The organism is Arthrobacter sp. B0316-1-20 (genome assembly GCF_059091865.1).
Genome location: NZ_JBNHHC010000004.1, coordinates 155,470 through 171,124, shown reverse-complemented (window position 1 = coordinate 171,124; position 15,655 = coordinate 155,470). Strand labels below are relative to the sequence as shown.

The 15,655-nt window shown below is 63.0% G+C and carries 16 protein-coding genes; 4 read left to right on the top strand and 12 right to left on the bottom strand.

The genetic code is table 11. From position 1 onward, the window contains the following. Positions 1–2 precede the first annotated feature (2 nt). From AC5RW2_RS08220 to AC5RW2_RS08200, 5 genes are all read right to left on the bottom strand, one after another. Positions 3–1,793 (bottom strand): nickel-dependent hydrogenase large subunit, encoded by a 1,791-nt coding sequence (locus AC5RW2_RS08220; RefSeq protein ID WP_493949646.1) that lies wholly within the window; start codon positions 1,791–1,793, stop codon positions 3–5. 32 nt (positions 1,794–1,825) lie between these two features. After that, positions 1,826–2,884 (bottom strand): NADH-quinone oxidoreductase subunit B family protein, encoded by a 1,059-nt coding sequence (locus AC5RW2_RS08215; RefSeq protein WP_493941573.1) that lies wholly within the window; start codon positions 2,882–2,884, stop codon positions 1,826–1,828. A 29-nt stretch (positions 2,885–2,913) separates the two neighbouring features. Then, positions 2,914–3,756, bottom strand: coding sequence for a hydrogenase nickel incorporation protein HypB (hypB, locus tag AC5RW2_RS08210; RefSeq protein WP_493962977.1), 843 nt, complete (start codon positions 3,754–3,756; stop codon positions 2,914–2,916). Continuing rightward, positions 3,757–4,086, bottom strand: a complete 330-nt coding sequence (locus AC5RW2_RS08205) for a hydrogenase maturation nickel metallochaperone HypA/HybF (protein WP_493962978.1) — start codon at positions 4,084–4,086, stop codon at positions 3,757–3,759. A gap of 103 nt (positions 4,087–4,189) precedes the next feature. Then, positions 4,190–5,206, bottom strand: coding sequence for a HoxN/HupN/NixA family nickel/cobalt transporter (locus AC5RW2_RS08200; RefSeq protein ID WP_493962979.1), 1,017 nt, complete (start codon positions 5,204–5,206; stop codon positions 4,190–4,192). A gap of 251 nt (positions 5,207–5,457) precedes the next feature. Between AC5RW2_RS08200 and AC5RW2_RS08195 the strand changes: the two genes are divergently transcribed. Beyond that, positions 5,458–6,102 carry a dihydrofolate reductase family protein gene (locus tag AC5RW2_RS08195; RefSeq protein WP_493950084.1) on the top strand — a complete coding sequence of 215 codons (645 nt, stop codon included), beginning with the start codon at positions 5,458–5,460 and terminating at the stop codon, positions 6,100–6,102. A 187-nt stretch (positions 6,103–6,289) separates the two neighbouring features. Then, positions 6,290–6,817: a hypothetical protein gene (locus AC5RW2_RS08190; RefSeq protein WP_493962980.1), complete on the top strand. Its 528-nt coding sequence runs from the start codon at positions 6,290–6,292 to the stop codon at positions 6,815–6,817. A gap of 115 nt (positions 6,818–6,932) precedes the next feature. Here AC5RW2_RS08190 and AC5RW2_RS08185 read toward each other — a convergent pair whose 3' ends face one another. Then, the gene (locus tag AC5RW2_RS08185; protein ID WP_493962981.1) at positions 6,933–7,496 is read right to left on the bottom strand and encodes a dihydrofolate reductase family protein; all 564 of its coding nucleotides are present in this window, start codon (positions 7,494–7,496) and stop codon (positions 6,933–6,935) included. Between the two features lie 17 nt (positions 7,497–7,513). Next, positions 7,514–7,951 (bottom strand): VOC family protein, encoded by a 438-nt coding sequence (locus AC5RW2_RS08180; RefSeq protein ID WP_493962982.1) that lies wholly within the window; start codon positions 7,949–7,951, stop codon positions 7,514–7,516. Between the two features lie 167 nt (positions 7,952–8,118). Here AC5RW2_RS08180 and qcrA point away from each other — a divergent pair, with 167 nt between their 5' ends. Beyond that, positions 8,119–9,165, top strand: coding sequence for a cytochrome bc1 complex Rieske iron-sulfur subunit (gene qcrA / locus AC5RW2_RS08175; protein WP_493962983.1), 1,047 nt, complete (start codon positions 8,119–8,121; stop codon positions 9,163–9,165). A 117-nt stretch (positions 9,166–9,282) separates the two neighbouring features. After that, on the top strand, positions 9,283–9,723 hold the full coding sequence (gene arfB / locus AC5RW2_RS08170) for an alternative ribosome rescue aminoacyl-tRNA hydrolase ArfB (RefSeq protein ID WP_493949637.1): 441 nt from the start codon (positions 9,283–9,285) through the stop codon (positions 9,721–9,723). 107 nt (positions 9,724–9,830) lie between these two features. Here arfB and AC5RW2_RS08165 read toward each other — a convergent pair whose 3' ends face one another. The 5 genes from AC5RW2_RS08165 to AC5RW2_RS08145 form a co-directional block, all read right to left on the bottom strand. Then, a complete protein-coding gene (locus AC5RW2_RS08165) occupies positions 9,831–10,094 on the bottom strand; it encodes a hypothetical protein (protein ID WP_493962984.1) in 264 nt (87 codons plus the stop codon). A 333-nt stretch (positions 10,095–10,427) separates the two neighbouring features. After that, positions 10,428–11,819 carry an MFS transporter gene (locus tag AC5RW2_RS08160; protein WP_493962985.1) on the bottom strand — a complete coding sequence of 464 codons (1,392 nt, stop codon included), beginning with the start codon at positions 11,817–11,819 and terminating at the stop codon, positions 10,428–10,430. Positions 11,820–12,434: 615 nt separating this feature from the next. After that, positions 12,435–13,412 (bottom strand): 5-oxoprolinase subunit C family protein, encoded by a 978-nt coding sequence (locus tag AC5RW2_RS08155; RefSeq protein WP_493962986.1) that lies wholly within the window; start codon positions 13,410–13,412, stop codon positions 12,435–12,437. Continuing rightward, the gene (locus tag AC5RW2_RS08150) at positions 13,402–14,301 is read right to left on the bottom strand and encodes a 5-oxoprolinase subunit B family protein (protein ID WP_493962987.1); all 900 of its coding nucleotides are present in this window, start codon (positions 14,299–14,301) and stop codon (positions 13,402–13,404) included. Before AC5RW2_RS08150 ends, AC5RW2_RS08155 begins: the two co-directional genes overlap by 11 nt. Then, positions 14,298–15,653 carry an acetyl-CoA carboxylase biotin carboxylase subunit gene (locus AC5RW2_RS08145; RefSeq protein WP_493962988.1) on the bottom strand — a complete coding sequence of 452 codons (1,356 nt, stop codon included), beginning with the start codon at positions 15,651–15,653 and terminating at the stop codon, positions 14,298–14,300. Before AC5RW2_RS08145 ends, AC5RW2_RS08150 begins: the two co-directional genes overlap by 4 nt. Between the last annotated feature and the right edge of the window lie 2 nt (positions 15,654–15,655).

Below are 15,655 nucleotides of genomic sequence, written 5' to 3'. Positions count from 1 at the left end.
GGTCACTCGCCGGTCATCGTCTGGGTTGGGGAGTGCAGTTTGTCCAGGGTCTGCCCCTTGCCCAGGTACATGTGGACACCGCAGGGCAGACAGGGGTCGAAGCTACGCACCGTGCGCATGATGTCGATCCCCTTGAAGTGCTCGCGGTCGTTCTCCTCGAAGATGGGTTGCCCTTGGACCGCGTCCTCGTAGGGCCCGGAGATGCCCTGGGAATCCGTCGGGCTCGCGTTCCACGGGGTCGGCGGGTACGGGTGGTAGTTGGCGATCTTCCCGTCGCGGATCACCATGTGGTGCGAAAGCACGCCGCGCACGGCCTCGGTGAAACCGCAGCTGAAGGCCTCGTCAGGGACCTCGAAGGTTTCCCAGGTCTTGGTCCTTCCGGCCCGGATCTCTTCGAGCGCCTTCTCGGCGAAATGCAATGCGGCCGCGGCGGCGTAGGCCTGGAAGTACGTGCGGGCCCGGTTGCGCTCCAGGGTGTTGCTCCATTGCGGCGGGTGCCATTCGAAAGATACCGGCCCCTTGAGCGCGGTCTTGGGCAGGTTGATCTGCACACTGTGGCCGGTGGCCTTGATGTAGCCCACGTCGACCAGCCCCGCCAGCGCCGTCGACCAGAGCCGGGCCAGCGGGCCGCCGCCGGTGTCCAGGGCGAGGTTGTCCGTGCCGTCGAACCAGCGCGGGGACATCACCCAGCTGTACTTCTCCGCCAGATCGCGCTTCTGCGGCTTCGGATTGGTGTGCTGGTTCCAGGGATGCCGGCGGTCCACCGGATTGCCCAGCGGATCCTGCGTCACAAACATTTCCTGGCCTTCCCAGTCCTCGTAGTAGGAGGAACCGAGCATGATCCGTATTCCGAGGTTGATCCGGACCAAATCAGTGGTCACCAGATTTCCATCAACAACGACGCCGGGAGTCACGAACATCTTCCGGCCCCAGTCAGTCATGTCCTTGTACTCAAAATTGCAGACATCAGGATCCTGGAAGGCGCCCCAGCAGCCGAGCAGGGTGCGGCGCAGGCCCACTTGCTCGTAACCCGGCAGGGCCTCGTAGAAAAAGTCGAAGAGGTCATCATGCATCGGCACAACCTTCTTCATAAACTCCACGTAGCGCATCAATCGGGTGATGTAGTCGGTCATGAGCTGGATGGTCGCCACTGTGCCGACGCCACCGGGGTACAGCGTTGACGGGTGGACGTGGCGTCCCTCCATCAGGCAGAACATCTCACGCGTGAGGCGACTGACCTGCAAGGCCTCCCGGTAGAACTCGCCGGTGAACGGGTTCAGCGAGCGCATGATGTCCGCGATCGTCCGGTAGCCGTGGTCAGGTTCGTGCGGGGCGCGGGTGTTCTCCGCCTTCGCCAATACGCCGGGGTTGGTTTCGGAGACCATCTTTTCGCAGTAGTCCACGCCGACGAGGTTCTCCTGGAAGATGTTGTGGTCGAACATGTACTCGGCCGCTTCGCCCAGGTTCACAATCCACTCGCCCAAATTCGGGGGTTTCACGCCGTAGGCCATGTTCTGGGCATAGCAGGAGCAGGTGGCATGGTTGTCGCCGCAGATGCCGCAGATCCGGCTGGTAATGAAGTGGGCATCGCGAGGATCCTTGCCCTTCATGAACAAGGAGTAGCCGCGGAAGATCGAAGACGTGCTGCGGCACTCAACAACCTGGTTGTTTTCGAAATCAATCTTGGTGTAGATGCCGAGGCTGCCGACGATCCGGGTGATCGGGTCCCACGCCATCTCCACAAGGTTTTCGCCTGTGCTGCTCTGGGAAGGCGTTGGAATAGTGGAGGTCATTTTCTTCGCCTTGTCTGGAAGGGTCCGGTCGGTTACCAAGTGCGCCGGGCACCGGTCAAGAGTTCACGTCCGGGCGCGCGCCACTTGGGTTCCTTGTCCAGTGTGTTGGCCGTGATGCCGCGCAGCGCCTTGATCGCCGCACCGTAGGGACGCACGGCATTGGTTGAAAGCTTGCCGCCGGGCGGCTCGTCCATGAACGGCATGAACTTGTCCGGGAATCCCGGCATCGTGCATCCGATACAGATACCGCCGACGTTCGGGCAGCCGCCGAGACCGTTCATCCACCCTCGTTTGGGGACATTGCACTTGACCACGGGCCCCCAGCAGCCGAGCTTGACGATGCACTTCGGCGACCCGTACTCCGTGGCGAAGTCGGCCTGCTCGTAGTAGCCGGCGCGGTCGCAGCCTTCATGGACCGTCTTGCCGAACAACCACGTGGGGCGCAGCGCCTCGTCCAACGGAATCGGCGGTGCCTGTCCGGTAGCTTGGTAAAGCAGATACGTGATGGTTTCCGAGAGGTTGTCCGGCTGGATGGGGCAACCCGGGACGCAGACGATCGGAATATCTGCCTTGGATTTCCAGTCGTACCCCAGATAGTCAGGCACGCCCATGGCCCCGGTCGGATTGCCGGCCATCGCATGGATACCGCCGTAGGTGGCGCAGGTACCGGCCGCGATGATCGCGGTGGCTTTCGGTGCAAGCCGGTCCAGCCATTCGCTGGTGGTGATCGGCTGCCCGGTCTCCAAATCGTTGCCGAAGCCGCACCAGTAGCCTCCGGGATCGTGGAGCTGCTCGTTCGGGATGGAGCCTTCGACCACCAGGACGAACGGCTCCAGTTCACCGCGGTCCGCCTTACGGAACCACTCGAGGAAATCGTCGGCCCCTTCCTGGGGCCCGCACTGGAAGTCGATCAGCGGCCAGTGCATCGCGATGTTGGGCAACCCGGGCAGCGCGCCGAGCGCGATCTCCTCGACGCTGGGCTGGGTGGCCGCCGTCAGCGCGACCGAATCGCCGTCACAGCTGAGCCCCGCGTTGATCCACAGCACGTGGATGAGAGCTTCTTCAGCCTGCAAGGATGTTTCGGTAGGCATCATTGCCTCCTTCAGAGCCCGCAAAGAGCTCAGTGAGCGTCGGTTGTCAGGGACCCGGTCAGGGTTTCCGGCTCGGGTGTTTCTCCTTCGAGCCACTGATACCAGCGGGACAGTCCCTCGCCGGTGGTGGCCGAAACGACCATAAATTCGGTGCGCGGATTCTTCTGGCGGATGCGCTCCAGGCACGCGCTGATGTCGAAATCCACGTACGGCAACAAGTCCGACTTATTAACAATCACCAAGTCGGCTGCCATGAACATCTGCGGGTACTTCTGCGGTTTGTCATCACCTTCCGTCACCGAAATGATCACCACCTTGGCGGCTTCGCCCAGGTCGAAGAGCGCCGGACAAACGAGGTTTCCGACGTTCTCGATGAACACCGTCGACTCCATAGCCGGATCCAGGGCATCCAGTCCTCGGCGGAGCATGTTGGCATCAAGGTGGCAACCGGCTCCCGTGTTGATCTGGATGACAGGCCGTCCGAGTGCGCGGATGCGGTCGGCATCCAGCGACGTTTCCTGGTCGCCTTCGATGACGCCGGCCTGCAGCCGGTCGCCGAGATCCTGAAGCGTGCGGACCAGCAGCGTGGTCTTGCCTGCGCCGGGCGAGCTCATCACGTTCAGAGCGCGGATGCTCCTCCCCTCCAACCAGCCGCGGTTTCGGGCAGCCAGCAGGTCGTTCTTGGCGAGCAGATCCTGCTCCAGCACAATGGTTTGCGGGCCGCCGTCAGCATGCTCATGGTCATGGGTATGGGGACGAGCATGGTCATGGGGATGGATGTGGTGATGCGGATGCTCGTGGCCGGCCGCCCCGATCTCGACGCCCGCTACCCGCGTGTTCTCAGCGTCGCCGCAGCCACACGTAGTACACATCTATGCCACCTCCACTGAGGTCACCATCAGTTCACGGCCTCCGAGGACTTCCACGTCGGCACTGCCGCAGGGGCACAACAGAATCAGATCTTCCAGCGGGAAATCGCGCTTACAGTCACGGCACCGACCCAGGCCCCGGGGCTCATCAATAGTGAGCTGCGCTCCGGCGAGCGTTGTGCCGGCGGAGGCGACTTCGAAGCAGAAACGCATAGCGTCAGGCAGCACACCCGAGAGCGTCCCGATGCGAAGGCTCACGAGGGTGACCTGCCGATCACCTGTTCGGTCCAGAACGGCGTCGATGAGGCTTTCCGTAAGTGAGAGCTCGTGCATAGTCTGCCACCTCGTGCACTCAAATGTAGGCGTGTAGGGGACAAAGCGCAACCGTCCGCTTGACTCATTAAAGATGCCCGTGTAGGTGCTCTCGAAGGGTCATTTAGTCCGGCACCGAGTAGCGGGCCTCGACGTTGCCCAGCTTCCAGTACGCGACCGCGGTCAGCCAAGTTGCCGCGAACAGCGCGCAGATCAGGAAGCCGAAGTTCTCCAGATTTACGGAAGCGACCCAGGCAACAGGACCACTATGGAGCTGCATTCTCTCGGCCAGCAGCCCCATGAGTCCTACTCCCCCGACGAGGAAGGCCACCATGACTGACGTGCCGGTGACCATGAGGTTGTAATACACCTTCCGGACGGGGCGTGCGTACGCCCACTGGTAGGCCCGGTGCATGAAGATGCCATCGAGCGTGTCGAACAAAGTCATGCCTGCGGTGAACAGGATCGGCAGCACCAGAACTACATACCAGGGTGCGGCCAGGGCGGCGCTGCCGCCGATCACAAACAGCCCAATCGTGGTTGCCGTGTCGAATCCCAGCCCGAACATCAAACCGATGGGATACATCTTCCAAGGCCGGTCGATCTGCCGGGCCAGCGGCCCCAATACCCGGTTAAGGAGGCCGCGGTTTTGCAGCAGGTCGTCCATTTCAGCCTCGTTGTATTCGCCACTCCTGAGCTGACGGAATACGCGGGCGATCCCGATGAACGAATACAGGTTCAGTGAACCGATCAGTAGCAGGAATAGTCCGGAGACGATGACACCCCAGGCTCCGGTGATGGAAGCGAGCAACGACCCGCTGTCGGAAATCTGGTCGGCCAGCAGATTCAGGCCGGCGGCCAGCAGCGTCACTGCAACGATGACGACGGTCGAATGTCCCAAGGCGAACCAGAAACCTACGGAAACCGGCCGGCCGCCCTCCCCCACCAGCTTGCGTGTGGTGTTGTCCACCGCCGCAATGTGGTCGGCGTCGAATGCGTGGCGCGCCCCCAGAATGAAAGCCGTAAAGGCCAGTCCGAGGCCAAAAGGTGCCCGGTCGGCCAGTTCGTACTGCCCTGGCAGTACGACGGCGAAGAACATGCCCCACCCGGCGAGCATCAGGAAGGCAATCACCAGGGCCATGCCCAAGATAGTGCGCCGGCTGCTTGGCGCCTGTCTTTGGAGGTGACGTTTCACGATTTCCTGCCACTCTAACCGCATGCCGGCTTGGTCTAGGGAACATCAATCGAGCACCTCCGCCCAGAATGAGACGACGTATCTTCCATGTCAAGAGCTGGTAGTTTGCCGGGGAAGGTGCACCGATGCTCCTTGACGAGCTCGGAACCTCCAGTATCGTGATTGCCATCGACAAGCACCCAGGACTTGGAGTACCGATGGCCGTTCGCGTTGACCTCAACATCTCGCTCGACGGGTTCGCGACAACGACGGATCAAACCCCCGAGAACCCGATGGGCGAAGACTGGTCGCGCCTGGTCGACGCGTACGTAGCGACCCGGACCTTCCGCGAACGCGTCTTACACGACACTTCAGGCAAGGGCACGACGGGCGTGGACGACGAGTATGCGAAGGCGTACTTCGCTGACGTCGGCGCAGAGATCATGGGCGCGGGAATGTTCGGCCTGCACAACTTCCCTGATGACCCGGACTGGCGAGGCTGGTGGGATGATGAGCCCCCTTTCCGGGTCCCGGTTTTCGTTCTCACGCACAGCGCACCACGGCCGCCAATCGAAATGACCGGCGGCACGACGTTCCACTTCCTCTCCGCAACGCCGCAGGAGGCGCTCGACCGCGCACTGGAAGCTGCCGGCAGCCAAGACGTACGCGTGGGCGGCGGAGCAACCGTCGCGCGCGACTTCCTCAAGGCCGGACTCGTCGACCAGCTCCACGTCGCGATCGCGCCGATCATCCTGGGCAGCGGTATCCGCCTCTGGGACGACCTGCGCGGATTGGAGTCCGGCTACGACGTCACCGCCGAGACGGCCGAGAGCGGCACAGTCCACCTGACATTCCGGCGCTAGGATACAACCTGCCGCACCGGCGTTCGTTGGCGATGTGATGGCACCTCGTGAATACAGGCATCTCCTATCCGCTTGCGGATAGGTGCAATGAGCTCTTGTGCGAGTAAATCCCAAGGCGGAGAGACGAAAATGAAGCATGGTCGCGCCCGAAACACCGACACGCACTCCGAAGAGCAAATTGGAGCGTATGTCCGACCACGCCATCTGGTGGGTGCCCGTGGTGGCCCTGTTGCCTGCAAATATCCTGCTCCCGAATGCGGATTTTGGCACCCGAATCCTTTTCAGCCTCGTGGTAATCAGCCTCGTCGAGGCCCTGCTGTTCCTCGGAGTAAGGCGCGACAAACTCAGGCGCTTGGCCACGGACATCGAAGAACTCGGAATCATTGAATGCCTTATCCGCTTCCCGCATGCTGTGCCCGGGTCACTTCGCGACCGGTGGGCACCCGGGTCTGCTCAGCTCAAACCAAACATCATTGTTTTCAGAGAGGGCAACGTCATTGAACCGTTTGGCTTGGACCACGTCATCGGGGCGCCCCGAGTTCTCAAAGTCCAGTCATTCCCCGAGCACCGTGTGCTGCCTCGGCAGAGGCGAAAAGAGCTCCGAAGAAACCGACGGGTGGTGAGTATTCAGACCAGCGACGGTGAAGTGGAACTGGCAGCGGATGAGATGAGCTTGGAGTCCTTGGAGCGACTCGTCTACGGAAACGAACCATAGCGACGAGCCATCGTCGAGCAGCCGGTCGATTGGCAGTCAGCCCGCCGCCTATCACCTCCGGCCTGTCCCACACCCTGCTGCGCAGTCGTTCCAACAAGACGGTCGCGGCGTCGCCTCAACGAGGCAGGTACCGCAGATACGCGGTGCCGTTCTCGAAGATTCTGTGCTCAGCGAGGCCCAGGTCGAGCTTCACGTCGTCAGGCAGCGCGCGCAGACCGCCGCCCACCATCTTCGGAACCACGAAGAACCGGAAGTCGTCAACCAGGCCCGCACGGATCGCGTCCGCCGCAACGGTGGGCCCGAAGATTTCAACTACCCCCTTCGCCCGCTCCACGACGCGCTGCAGCTCGACCAAGCTCAGGTCCGGCACGATGCGGGCCCGGTCCGAAGTGAGCTGTTGGCCCGTCATTGTCGACGACGCCACGACCTTGTCGATGTCCCGCCAGCGCCTGGCGAACTCCCGCTCGGCCACGGGACGGTCCTCGGCGTCCTGGTAGGTGTCCCAGTACCCCATCAATGCATAGGTCCTCCGCCCGAGCACCTCCGTGGACACCTCGGCCAGGCGTTCGAGGTGGACAGCAAACACCGCCTCGGTCGGAGCCGTCCACTGGAAGTCGCCGTCGGCGTCGGCGACGTAGCCGTCGATGGACACGGTAGCCACGTAGGCGAGGGTTCCCATCGCCGTTCCGTCCCTCGTTAGTTCTTCTTCAGTTCCTCAGCGAGCATCACGATGATGCCGCTGGGGCCGCGGACGTACGTGAGCTTGTAGACGTCCTGATAGGTCGCCACCCCGCGAAGCGGCCGGCAGCCGTGTTTCGCGGCTATCTCAAGGGCCTTAGCCAAATCATCGACTGAGAATGCGACGCGGTGCATGCCAATCTCGTTAGGTCGAGTGGGCATCGACTCGATCGCTTCGGGGTGGATGTATTCGAAGAGCTCGAGTCGACCGTGACCGTCTGGGGTCTGGAGCATCGCGATATTGGCATGGTTGCCATCGAGTCCGACGGCGGTGTCGGTCCACTCACCACTGACCGTGTCGCGGCCGACAACTGTCAAACCGAGGTCTGTGAAAAAGGCGATCGCTGCTTCGATGTCTCGGACGGCGATACCAACGTTCTCAAGTTTGATGGCCATGCGCGCCATGCTAGCGAGCCGAGAGTTTTGAAAGAAGCCCCTCCGCCGCCCGCCGCGTCAATAGACGCTCTTCCGCCCGGCGGGAGCGCCCAGCGGCTGCCGGGAAAACCATTGAAATAACACAAACGCACTCCTAAAGTCATTTACAGAGAAGGATGAGAGGGATCATGGGCGACCATAAACAAGGCGACCCGAACACCTCGGACACCGATGCTACGGCTGGCCCCCAGGGCCAAGTGGAGAAGTTCCAGGATCCTGGACTACCTGCCCACCGCCCGCGCCTGGCCGACAAGGATCCCCGGGCCGCCAAGCGTGCCGAACGCCAGGTTGCGATTCTCTTCGCAATTTCCGTGATCGGTACCCTGCTTTTCTTCGTCGGGTACTTTGCCATCCCGTTGGGTGAGTCCACTGCGATTTCCACGCTGCGCCTGCAAAACGTACTGCTCGGCATGGGCATCGCGTTCTCGATGCTCGGCATCGGCGTCGGCATTATCCACTGGGCGAAGACCCTGATGCCGGACCATGAAATGGTCGAGGAGCGCCACGAGGTCAGCACCGAAGAGGACCGTCGGGACGCGGAGCAAATCATCGGCCAAGTCCTTGAGGAGTCCGGCATCAAGCGCCGGCCGCTGATCCGCAACACCCTCATCGGTGCCGGGGTGCTGGCCATCCTGCCGGCCATCGGCATCTTCCGCGACCTGTCCAAGAACCTCGATCCGGCCATCCTGGGACACACACTGTGGTCCAAGGGCGTCCGCCTCACCCGCGACCCTGAGGGCACGCCGATCAAGGCCTCGGACGTGACCTTCGGCGCTATCTTCCATGTCATCCCCGAAGGCCTGAACGAACTGTCCGAAGGCAAGCTCGTCGAAAAAGCCAAGTCGGTGGTCCTGCTCGTCCGTCTGAACCCGGCGGATCTGCATCCCAGTCCCGGCCGGGAGGACTGGGCCTACGACGGCATCGTTGCCTATTCCAAGATCTGCACGCACGTCGGCTGCCCGGTGGCCCTGTACGAGCAGCACACCCACCACCTGCTTTGCCCCTGCCACCAGTCCACCTTCGACGTGACGCAGCAATGCAAGGTGATTTTCGGCCCGGCATTTCGACCACTGCCGCAACTGCCGATCACCGTGAACAGCGAGGGCTACCTAGTCGCCCGGAGCGACTTCCATGAACCTGTCGGACCGAGCTTCTGGGAGCGTGCTCTGCTATGAGCACGACATCATCTGAAACCTAGTCCTGAGAGAACCCGCGTGGAGGTATTGCGGACTTCGTCGACGCGCGCACGGGCGGGCGACGATGTCGCGTGGCAGTTGCGGCACAATAATCGTGTGGACGACCTGCTTGTGCCCCCGGGACCCGGCGCTCCCCGCGGCCTCCGGGTGCCGGCGGGAGAACTGGTAGAGCAGTTCTCGCGAGCCTCCGGCCCTGGCGGCCAGAGCGTCAACACCGCCGATTCACGTGTGCAGCTCAGTCTGGACCTACGTACGACAACGGCACTGAGCGAGGTCCAACGCGAACGCGCCATCGGCCGGCTCGCCGAGAGAATCGCGGGCACGGTGCTTACCATCAGCGCCTCCGAGTACCGTTCCCAGCGGCGTAACCGGACTGCTGCGAGACAACGCCTCGCCGCACTCCTGCGAGACGCAGTGGTTCCCCCAGTCGTCCGGCGATCGAGCAGGCCCACGAGTGGCTCACGACGTCGTCGGCTCGAGGAAAAACGTAGGCGCTCCGAGACGAAGCGCAACCGCATGCGCCCAGGGCACGATTGATCTGCCTGTTTGCCGGGATCGGCGGGCTCTCGAGGTTAAAGCCCTCGGCAAATTCGATAGCCGCTTACAAAGGGCTGACCCTGCTGCCAGAGTCGTCGAGCCGTCTTCTATTCGTAGAACTCGAAGCGCGGCTCGCCCTCGACACCGGCCCGCTGCATCGTTTCTTTCAGCTGCGGGAGGCGTGTGAAGTCGCGGGCTTTGTCAACGGAATCGAAGTAGTGAAGCACGAGAACGTTGTCCGGGTCATCAACCATTCGGTGCACGGACTCGCTGGTTACCTCGGCAGATTCCTGCATGTCTGCCACGGAATCGTAGACCTCACGCCAGGAGTCGTAGTCGGCAACGCGGTGCTTTATGAGTAAGAGTGCCATGTGCGAGCTCCAAGGTTTAGATCGGGTTTAGGCGCCCTCCACGGGAGTGGGGGCCGCTGGACAAGACTCAAACTACGCCTAAGCGTTCATGCCGCGGTAGGGGCTTAAGGCGAGCTTCCGCCGCTGCGGCGTCGAGGGTGCTGTTCTCGGGCACTGGATGCTTTTTTGATACTCATGCTGTCTTTTGGGGAACCTGTCTTGCAGCCTTGGCTGTTTCCGGCCGGTACTGATCGCGGAAAGCGCGTCGAATTGCGGCGCCCTGCGCTGGGCGCAACGCACCGCCAGCCCCGGCCGATGTCGCTGACGCACGTCTAATTGGCAACCGGCGCGTCGTCAGACATCTTGGGGATGATCCTCCAGTAGAGCCTCCAGCGGCGGCTTGGCGGCGAGCATCAGCAGACCGGAAACCAGGGTTCCCAACGCTCCTACCCACAGGGCAGCCGCACCGGTTCCCGCCCCTGTTGCCACAACGGTGAACAGTGCTCCGCCAAGGATGGTCCCGGGCTGGCTCATGGCGCCGATGAACGAGGTGCCGGTGGCCCGGCAGCTCACGGGATAGCACTCCGCCATGAAGTACTGGATCGCCGCGTAAGGGCCGACCAGGAAGAACAGTCCTGCACCGTAGGTCAGAATGATCATCCCTGAATTGGCGGCCAAGGGACTGAGCATGATGCTAAAGCAGATGCCCGAGATGATCCAGCCGATGACGATAGTCGGCTTGCGGCCGATCTTGTCCCCGAGCCAGCCGTGGAAGACGTAGCCGAAGTAGGCCAGGCCATTGATGACGATCAGCAGCCAGAACGCCGTGGTTAGCTCCACGCCCTTGGCGTTCTTCAGAACGGAGGTTCCGAGGATGCTGAAGATCGCGATGCCAAAGAAGTTGATGATCCAGGCCAGCGAGAGAACGATGGTGTTTCGGCGCAGGTGCGGCGCCCAGATGCGCTTCAGGGGTGCCGTGGAGGAGTGCTCCACCCCGTACGCGTGGGCCAGGGCGTGGGCCTCGTCGCTCTGTCCGTGCTTCTCGAGCTGCGTAAGGCGGTGGTGCAGTTCGAACTGCGGGGTTTCCCTCAGCTTCTTTGCTATGACCCACATGATGATGGCCGCGGGGACACAAGCCATCAGATACAGGGGCCGCCAGCCGAAGGAGGGCAGGAAGACCAGAGCCAGCGTACTGGCCAGCAGGAAACCCAGCGGCCAGCCGCCCTGAATGAAGGAATAGTGGAAGCCTGGGCGCCGGCGCCTCTTCTCGTCCTCGGTAACCTGGTAAACCTCGTTCATGTAGGTTGCGTTGACTGCCTGTTCCGAAAAGCCGAGCCCGCCGAAGGACCGGATGAAGACCAGGAGTGCGTTGCTGATGAAGCCCAGGCCCGCGGGGATCAACGATGTCAGGCCCGAGACGACGGCGGTACCGCCGATGGTGGTCATCATTCCCCGGCGTCGGCCGAGGCGGTCGATCACGGGGCCGATGCCGAAACACACGATAGCGGTGCCCACGGCAATCCAGGTATTGATGGCGTAGGCTTCGGGAGCGGTCCAGCCGAACTCGTCCTGCATGGCCGGCAGCAGCGTGCCGAAAAGCCCGAAGTCAAAGACGGCGATGGTCCAGGCGAGCAGTGCCAGGACGGTGGACGTATTGGTGGTCTTCTTGGAGAAGGAAGGGAAGCGCCGCTTCTCATCCTGGGTGGGGGTACTCAGGTCAACACTGACCTCACGGGTGCTGCTCACGGGCTTGCTTCCTTTCGCGGCGAGCGGCTGATGAAGGAATCGGCGGTCTGTTCGAACGTGAGCCAACCGACGTCGTCGTGGTTGTTAGTGTTTTCGACGAGCCGTTGGAGCATGAGGCGGAAGGGCTGCCTAATGGGCCCGGGGAAGACTACGGGACGCTGGTCGGGTAGGAACCCTTGAGAAGCGCGCCGATCACGCACCAGGAACAAGGACGACACAGCGCTTCCTAGCAGTTGCTCCCCCGCAGGCGGGGGCAACAGCGGCTTCCTCGTCCTCGGGAGGGGACCGGGATGCAATGGTTCCTCCCGTTGCCAGCAGCACGCGCGCTTCGCTGGCGTTCTGAGGGATCATGGCTGCTCCCAATGCGGCTAAACAGCTGGTGCTCGGAACGGAGGCCGCTCCACGCTCTATACGTTCCCCCAGAGCCTACCGGCCCTCTTTCTCCTACCCAATCGGGTTAAGGTGGCCATTACTCTACGATGTGGTAGAGGTCACGTCAATATCACACGTCCGGCGAACTTCACTAGCGGCGGTCCGAACGTGCCCGGAGAATGCATCAGAACCGTGCACAAGACCGGCTGCACGGCGGTGCCGTTAACCGGCCTGCGGATATTGTCAGTCCCCGCCGCCCCATAACCTGGCGCGTAGGGACCGCTGTTGCGCCCTAACTTCCAGTGCTTCATCCATGCCCACCCTGCGGAAGCGGGTCTTGGTCCCCGGCGCGCTACGTGCCAGCAGATCCATGTCCGCGCTGATAACAGTGGCCACCATGGCGTAGCCGCCGCCCGAAACCGCGTCCCGGTGCAGCACAATCGGCTCCTTGCCACCCGGGATCTGGATGGATCCGACGGCGTAGCCGGCATCGACGATGTTCGACGGGTCCGACCCGGCGCCAAAGGGCTGCCGCCTGGGCTCCCATTCCACCTCCGGCCCGGAATAGCGCAGGCCCGTGCGGTCCGCCACCGGGGTGAGGGTCCAGACGGCACCAAGCAGCGTTTCCATTCCCTGTGCCGTCAGCCGGTGGTCGTACAGCCCGGGCATGACCCGGACGGAGACCTCCTTCTCGAATACCGGGCGGAGCCCGGGCTCGATCTCCTGCGGTGGTTCCCACCCGGACGGTGCGGCGCCGTTCCCGACGGGGACCAGATCACCGGCCCGCAGCGGGCGGCCGCCAAATCCGCCGATCCCACCGAGCCCGTAGGTGGAACGGCTGCCCAGGACCACCGGCACGTCAACGCCTCCGTGGACGGCAATATAGAAGCGGGTGCCGCCCTTGAGAATGCCGAAGGAGACCTCGTCGCCGGCGTCCAGTTCCAGCCGCGACCATTGTCCTCTCGCCTCGCCATTGACTTTGACATCCACCGGCGCGCCGGTGACCGCGATGACCGCCGCACTATCCGTACGGAATCTGGGGCCCATATAGGTGCACTCCAGCACAGCCTCAGCAGGGGTGTTTCCGGCCAGCGCGTTGGCCATCTCCGCAGACAGCCCGTCCATCGCGCCGCCTTGTGGGATGCCGACGTTGTAGTACCCGAAGCGGCCCTGGTCCTGGACCGTTGTGGCCAGACCCGGTTCCAGGATCTCAAATGCCATTGAGCCGCTCCAAAATCTCCCTGTTGTATTCGGCCGGTTGCTCCAACGCGCGCTGTAGATCGAACTGGACCGGCGCTTGCCGGTACTTGAAGGTGCCGGCCTCAACTTCGTCCTGGATCTTCCGGTATTCGGCCTCGTCCACGGGGCGGAACTTGACGATATCGCCGGGCCGGAAAAAGATCATGAAATCCTTGAAATCCGGCAGTGACTGAGCCGGATCGAATATCGGGGCCGCGGCGATGCCGAACATCTGATATCCGCCGGCGCCGCGGACGGAGTAGATACAGGCGAAGCACCCGCCATGCCCAACGGTCAAGGCAGGGGTGTCGGTCCGGGGACTGAGGTACTTCGGCACTTCCAACTGCTGCTCCTGCGGAACAATCTGGAACATGAAGGGCAGGCCAGCAACAAAGCCGACCATCGACACCAGCCAGGGCGAGCCGTAGTGCCGCCGGATGAATTCGTCGACCGAGGAAAGGCCGTTCTCTTGGGCGGCAAACTCGAGGTCCGTGCCCTCCGGGCGCTGGTGGTTGGTCCTGAACCGGGCAGCTGTCTCATGGGTGTAGGGATCGTTGTACCAGACAGGGATTTCCACCAGGCGGGTGTCCAGCGTGGGATGAGTCGTCCGGGTGACCGTCTCCTCAATCCGCCGTACCCTCTCCTCCAGCTCGGCGGGAGGCAGGGCATCCGGATCGAACCTGATAAGCAGCGAGGCATTTGCTGGGCAAATGTCTATGATGCCGCTAACCTTGTCCGCGCCAAGCAGGGAGGCCATGGCGTTAGACCGGAAGTTCGCGGCAAGGCTCATGGCCTCGTCGATTTCCACGAAGAGGAACTCGTCCCCGCCCCAGGTATACCGGGCGGCAGCCCCGGCGGCTGGAGCGGTCATGCCGCACCTCCCAGCAGCTCCGGCGTGGTCTCCAAGAATTTCGAATGATGCTCCACGTCCCGCAGTTCGGGCCGCTGGATCAGCGCCTGAAGCAGGGGCAGGGTGGTCTTGACTCCTTCCACATCCACTTCACCGAGCGCCCGAACGCACCGTGCGATGACTTCGTCCCGGCTGGCGTCCCAGACAATGAGCTTGGCCAGCAGTGAGTCGTAGAACGGGGCGACCACCGAGCCTGCCACGAACCCGGAGTCGATCCGCACCCCCGGCCCGCCCGGCCAGTCCAGGCGTTCCAAGGTGCCGGGGCTGGGCATAAAGCCGCTCGACGGGTCCTCCGCGTTGAGCCGGAATTCGAAGGAATGGCCCCGGAACTGGACTTGATCCTGGGACAGAGGCAACTTTCCCTCGCCAGCGACAAGCAATTGTTCGCGCACCAGGTCCAGGCCGGTGATCATCTCGGTCACCGGATGCTCCACCTGAAGGCGGGTGTTCATTTCAATGAATGCCGCCTCATGCGATTCCGGATCGTAGAGGAACTCGACCGTGCCAAGGCCCCGGTAGTGGCATTCGCGGGCCAGCTCCACCGATGATTGCTGGATCCTTTCCCGGACTGCGTCGGGCAGGGCCGGGGCAGGTGCCTCCTCGAGGATTTTCTGCTGGCGCCGCTGCATCGAACAGTCCCGGTCCCCCAGGTGGATGGCGTCCTGGCCGTCCCCGAGAACCTGCACCTCCACATGCCTGGCCCGGCCCAGGAACCGCTCAAGGTAGACATCGGCGCTGCCGAAGGCCGCCCTGGCCTCCGCCTGGGCCACCTCGACCGTTGCGACCAGGTCCTGCTCGGATGTGACCAAACGGATGCCGCGGCCGCCGCCGCCGGCCGATGCCTTGACCAGCAGGGGATACCCGATTTCCCGGCCTTCGGCGATAAGGTCCTCGCCGTGTCCGACGGCGCCCTCGCTGCCCTGCAGGATCGGCACACCCGCCCGCCGGGCTGCATCCCGCGCCCGCGCCTTGTCCCCCATCAGCTCGATGGCTTCGGGCGAAGGACCGATCCAGGTCAAACCGGCCTCAATGGCGGCGGCCGCGAAAGCCGCATTTTCGGACAGAAACCCGTAGCCCGGATGGACGGCGTCGCACCCGCTCTCCAAAGCGGCGGAAAGCACCGCGGACTGGTCCAAATAGCTCTTGGTGGCCGGGGCCGGGCCGACGATCCTGTACTCGTCGGCCAGCTGCGCCGCGTGGGACTTCTCATCCGGTTCGCTCGCCGCCACGACGGTCCCGATGCCGAGCTCCCGGGCGGAGCGTATGACACGGACCGCTATCTCGCCCCGGTTGGCAATGAACAGCCGTTCCATCG

Excerpts from the sequence above, each read along its gene's own strand:
- AC5RW2_RS08180 (WP_493962982.1), bottom strand. The coding sequence starts at position 7,951 with ATGGCCATCAAACTTGAGAACGTTGGTATCGCCGTCCGAGACATCGAA.
- AC5RW2_RS08165 (WP_493962984.1), bottom strand. The coding sequence starts at position 10,094 with ATGGCACTCTTACTCATAAAGCACCGCGTTGCCGACTACGACTCCTGG.
- AC5RW2_RS08215 (WP_493941573.1), bottom strand. The coding sequence starts at position 2,884 with ATGCCTACCGAAACATCCTTGCAGGCTGAAGAAGCTCTCATCCACGTG.
- AC5RW2_RS08200 (WP_493962979.1), bottom strand. The coding sequence starts at position 5,206 with ATGGCCCTGGTGATTGCCTTCCTGATGCTCGCCGGGTGGGGCATGTTC.
- hypB (WP_493962977.1), bottom strand. The coding sequence starts at position 3,756 with ATGTGTACTACGTGTGGCTGCGGCGACGCTGAGAACACGCGGGTAGCG.
- AC5RW2_RS08145 (WP_493962988.1), bottom strand. The coding sequence starts at position 15,653 with ATGGAACGGCTGTTCATTGCCAACCGGGGCGAGATAGCGGTCCGTGTC.
- AC5RW2_RS08195 (WP_493950084.1), top strand. The coding sequence starts at position 5,458 with ATGGCCGTTCGCGTTGACCTCAACATCTCGCTCGACGGGTTCGCGACA.
- qcrA (WP_493962983.1), top strand. The coding sequence starts at position 8,119 with ATGGGCGACCATAAACAAGGCGACCCGAACACCTCGGACACCGATGCT.
- AC5RW2_RS08150 (WP_493962987.1), bottom strand. The coding sequence starts at position 14,301 with ATGACCGCTCCAGCCGCCGGGGCTGCCGCCCGGTATACCTGGGGCGGG.
- AC5RW2_RS08190 (WP_493962980.1), top strand. The coding sequence starts at position 6,290 with ATGTCCGACCACGCCATCTGGTGGGTGCCCGTGGTGGCCCTGTTGCCT.
- AC5RW2_RS08155 (WP_493962986.1), bottom strand. The coding sequence starts at position 13,412 with ATGGCATTTGAGATCCTGGAACCGGGTCTGGCCACAACGGTCCAGGAC.
- AC5RW2_RS08220 (WP_493949646.1), bottom strand. The coding sequence starts at position 1,793 with ATGACCTCCACTATTCCAACGCCTTCCCAGAGCAGCACAGGCGAAAAC.
- AC5RW2_RS08185 (WP_493962981.1), bottom strand. The coding sequence starts at position 7,496 with ATGGGAACCCTCGCCTACGTGGCTACCGTGTCCATCGACGGCTACGTC.
- AC5RW2_RS08205 (WP_493962978.1), bottom strand. The coding sequence starts at position 4,086 with ATGCACGAGCTCTCACTTACGGAAAGCCTCATCGACGCCGTTCTGGAC.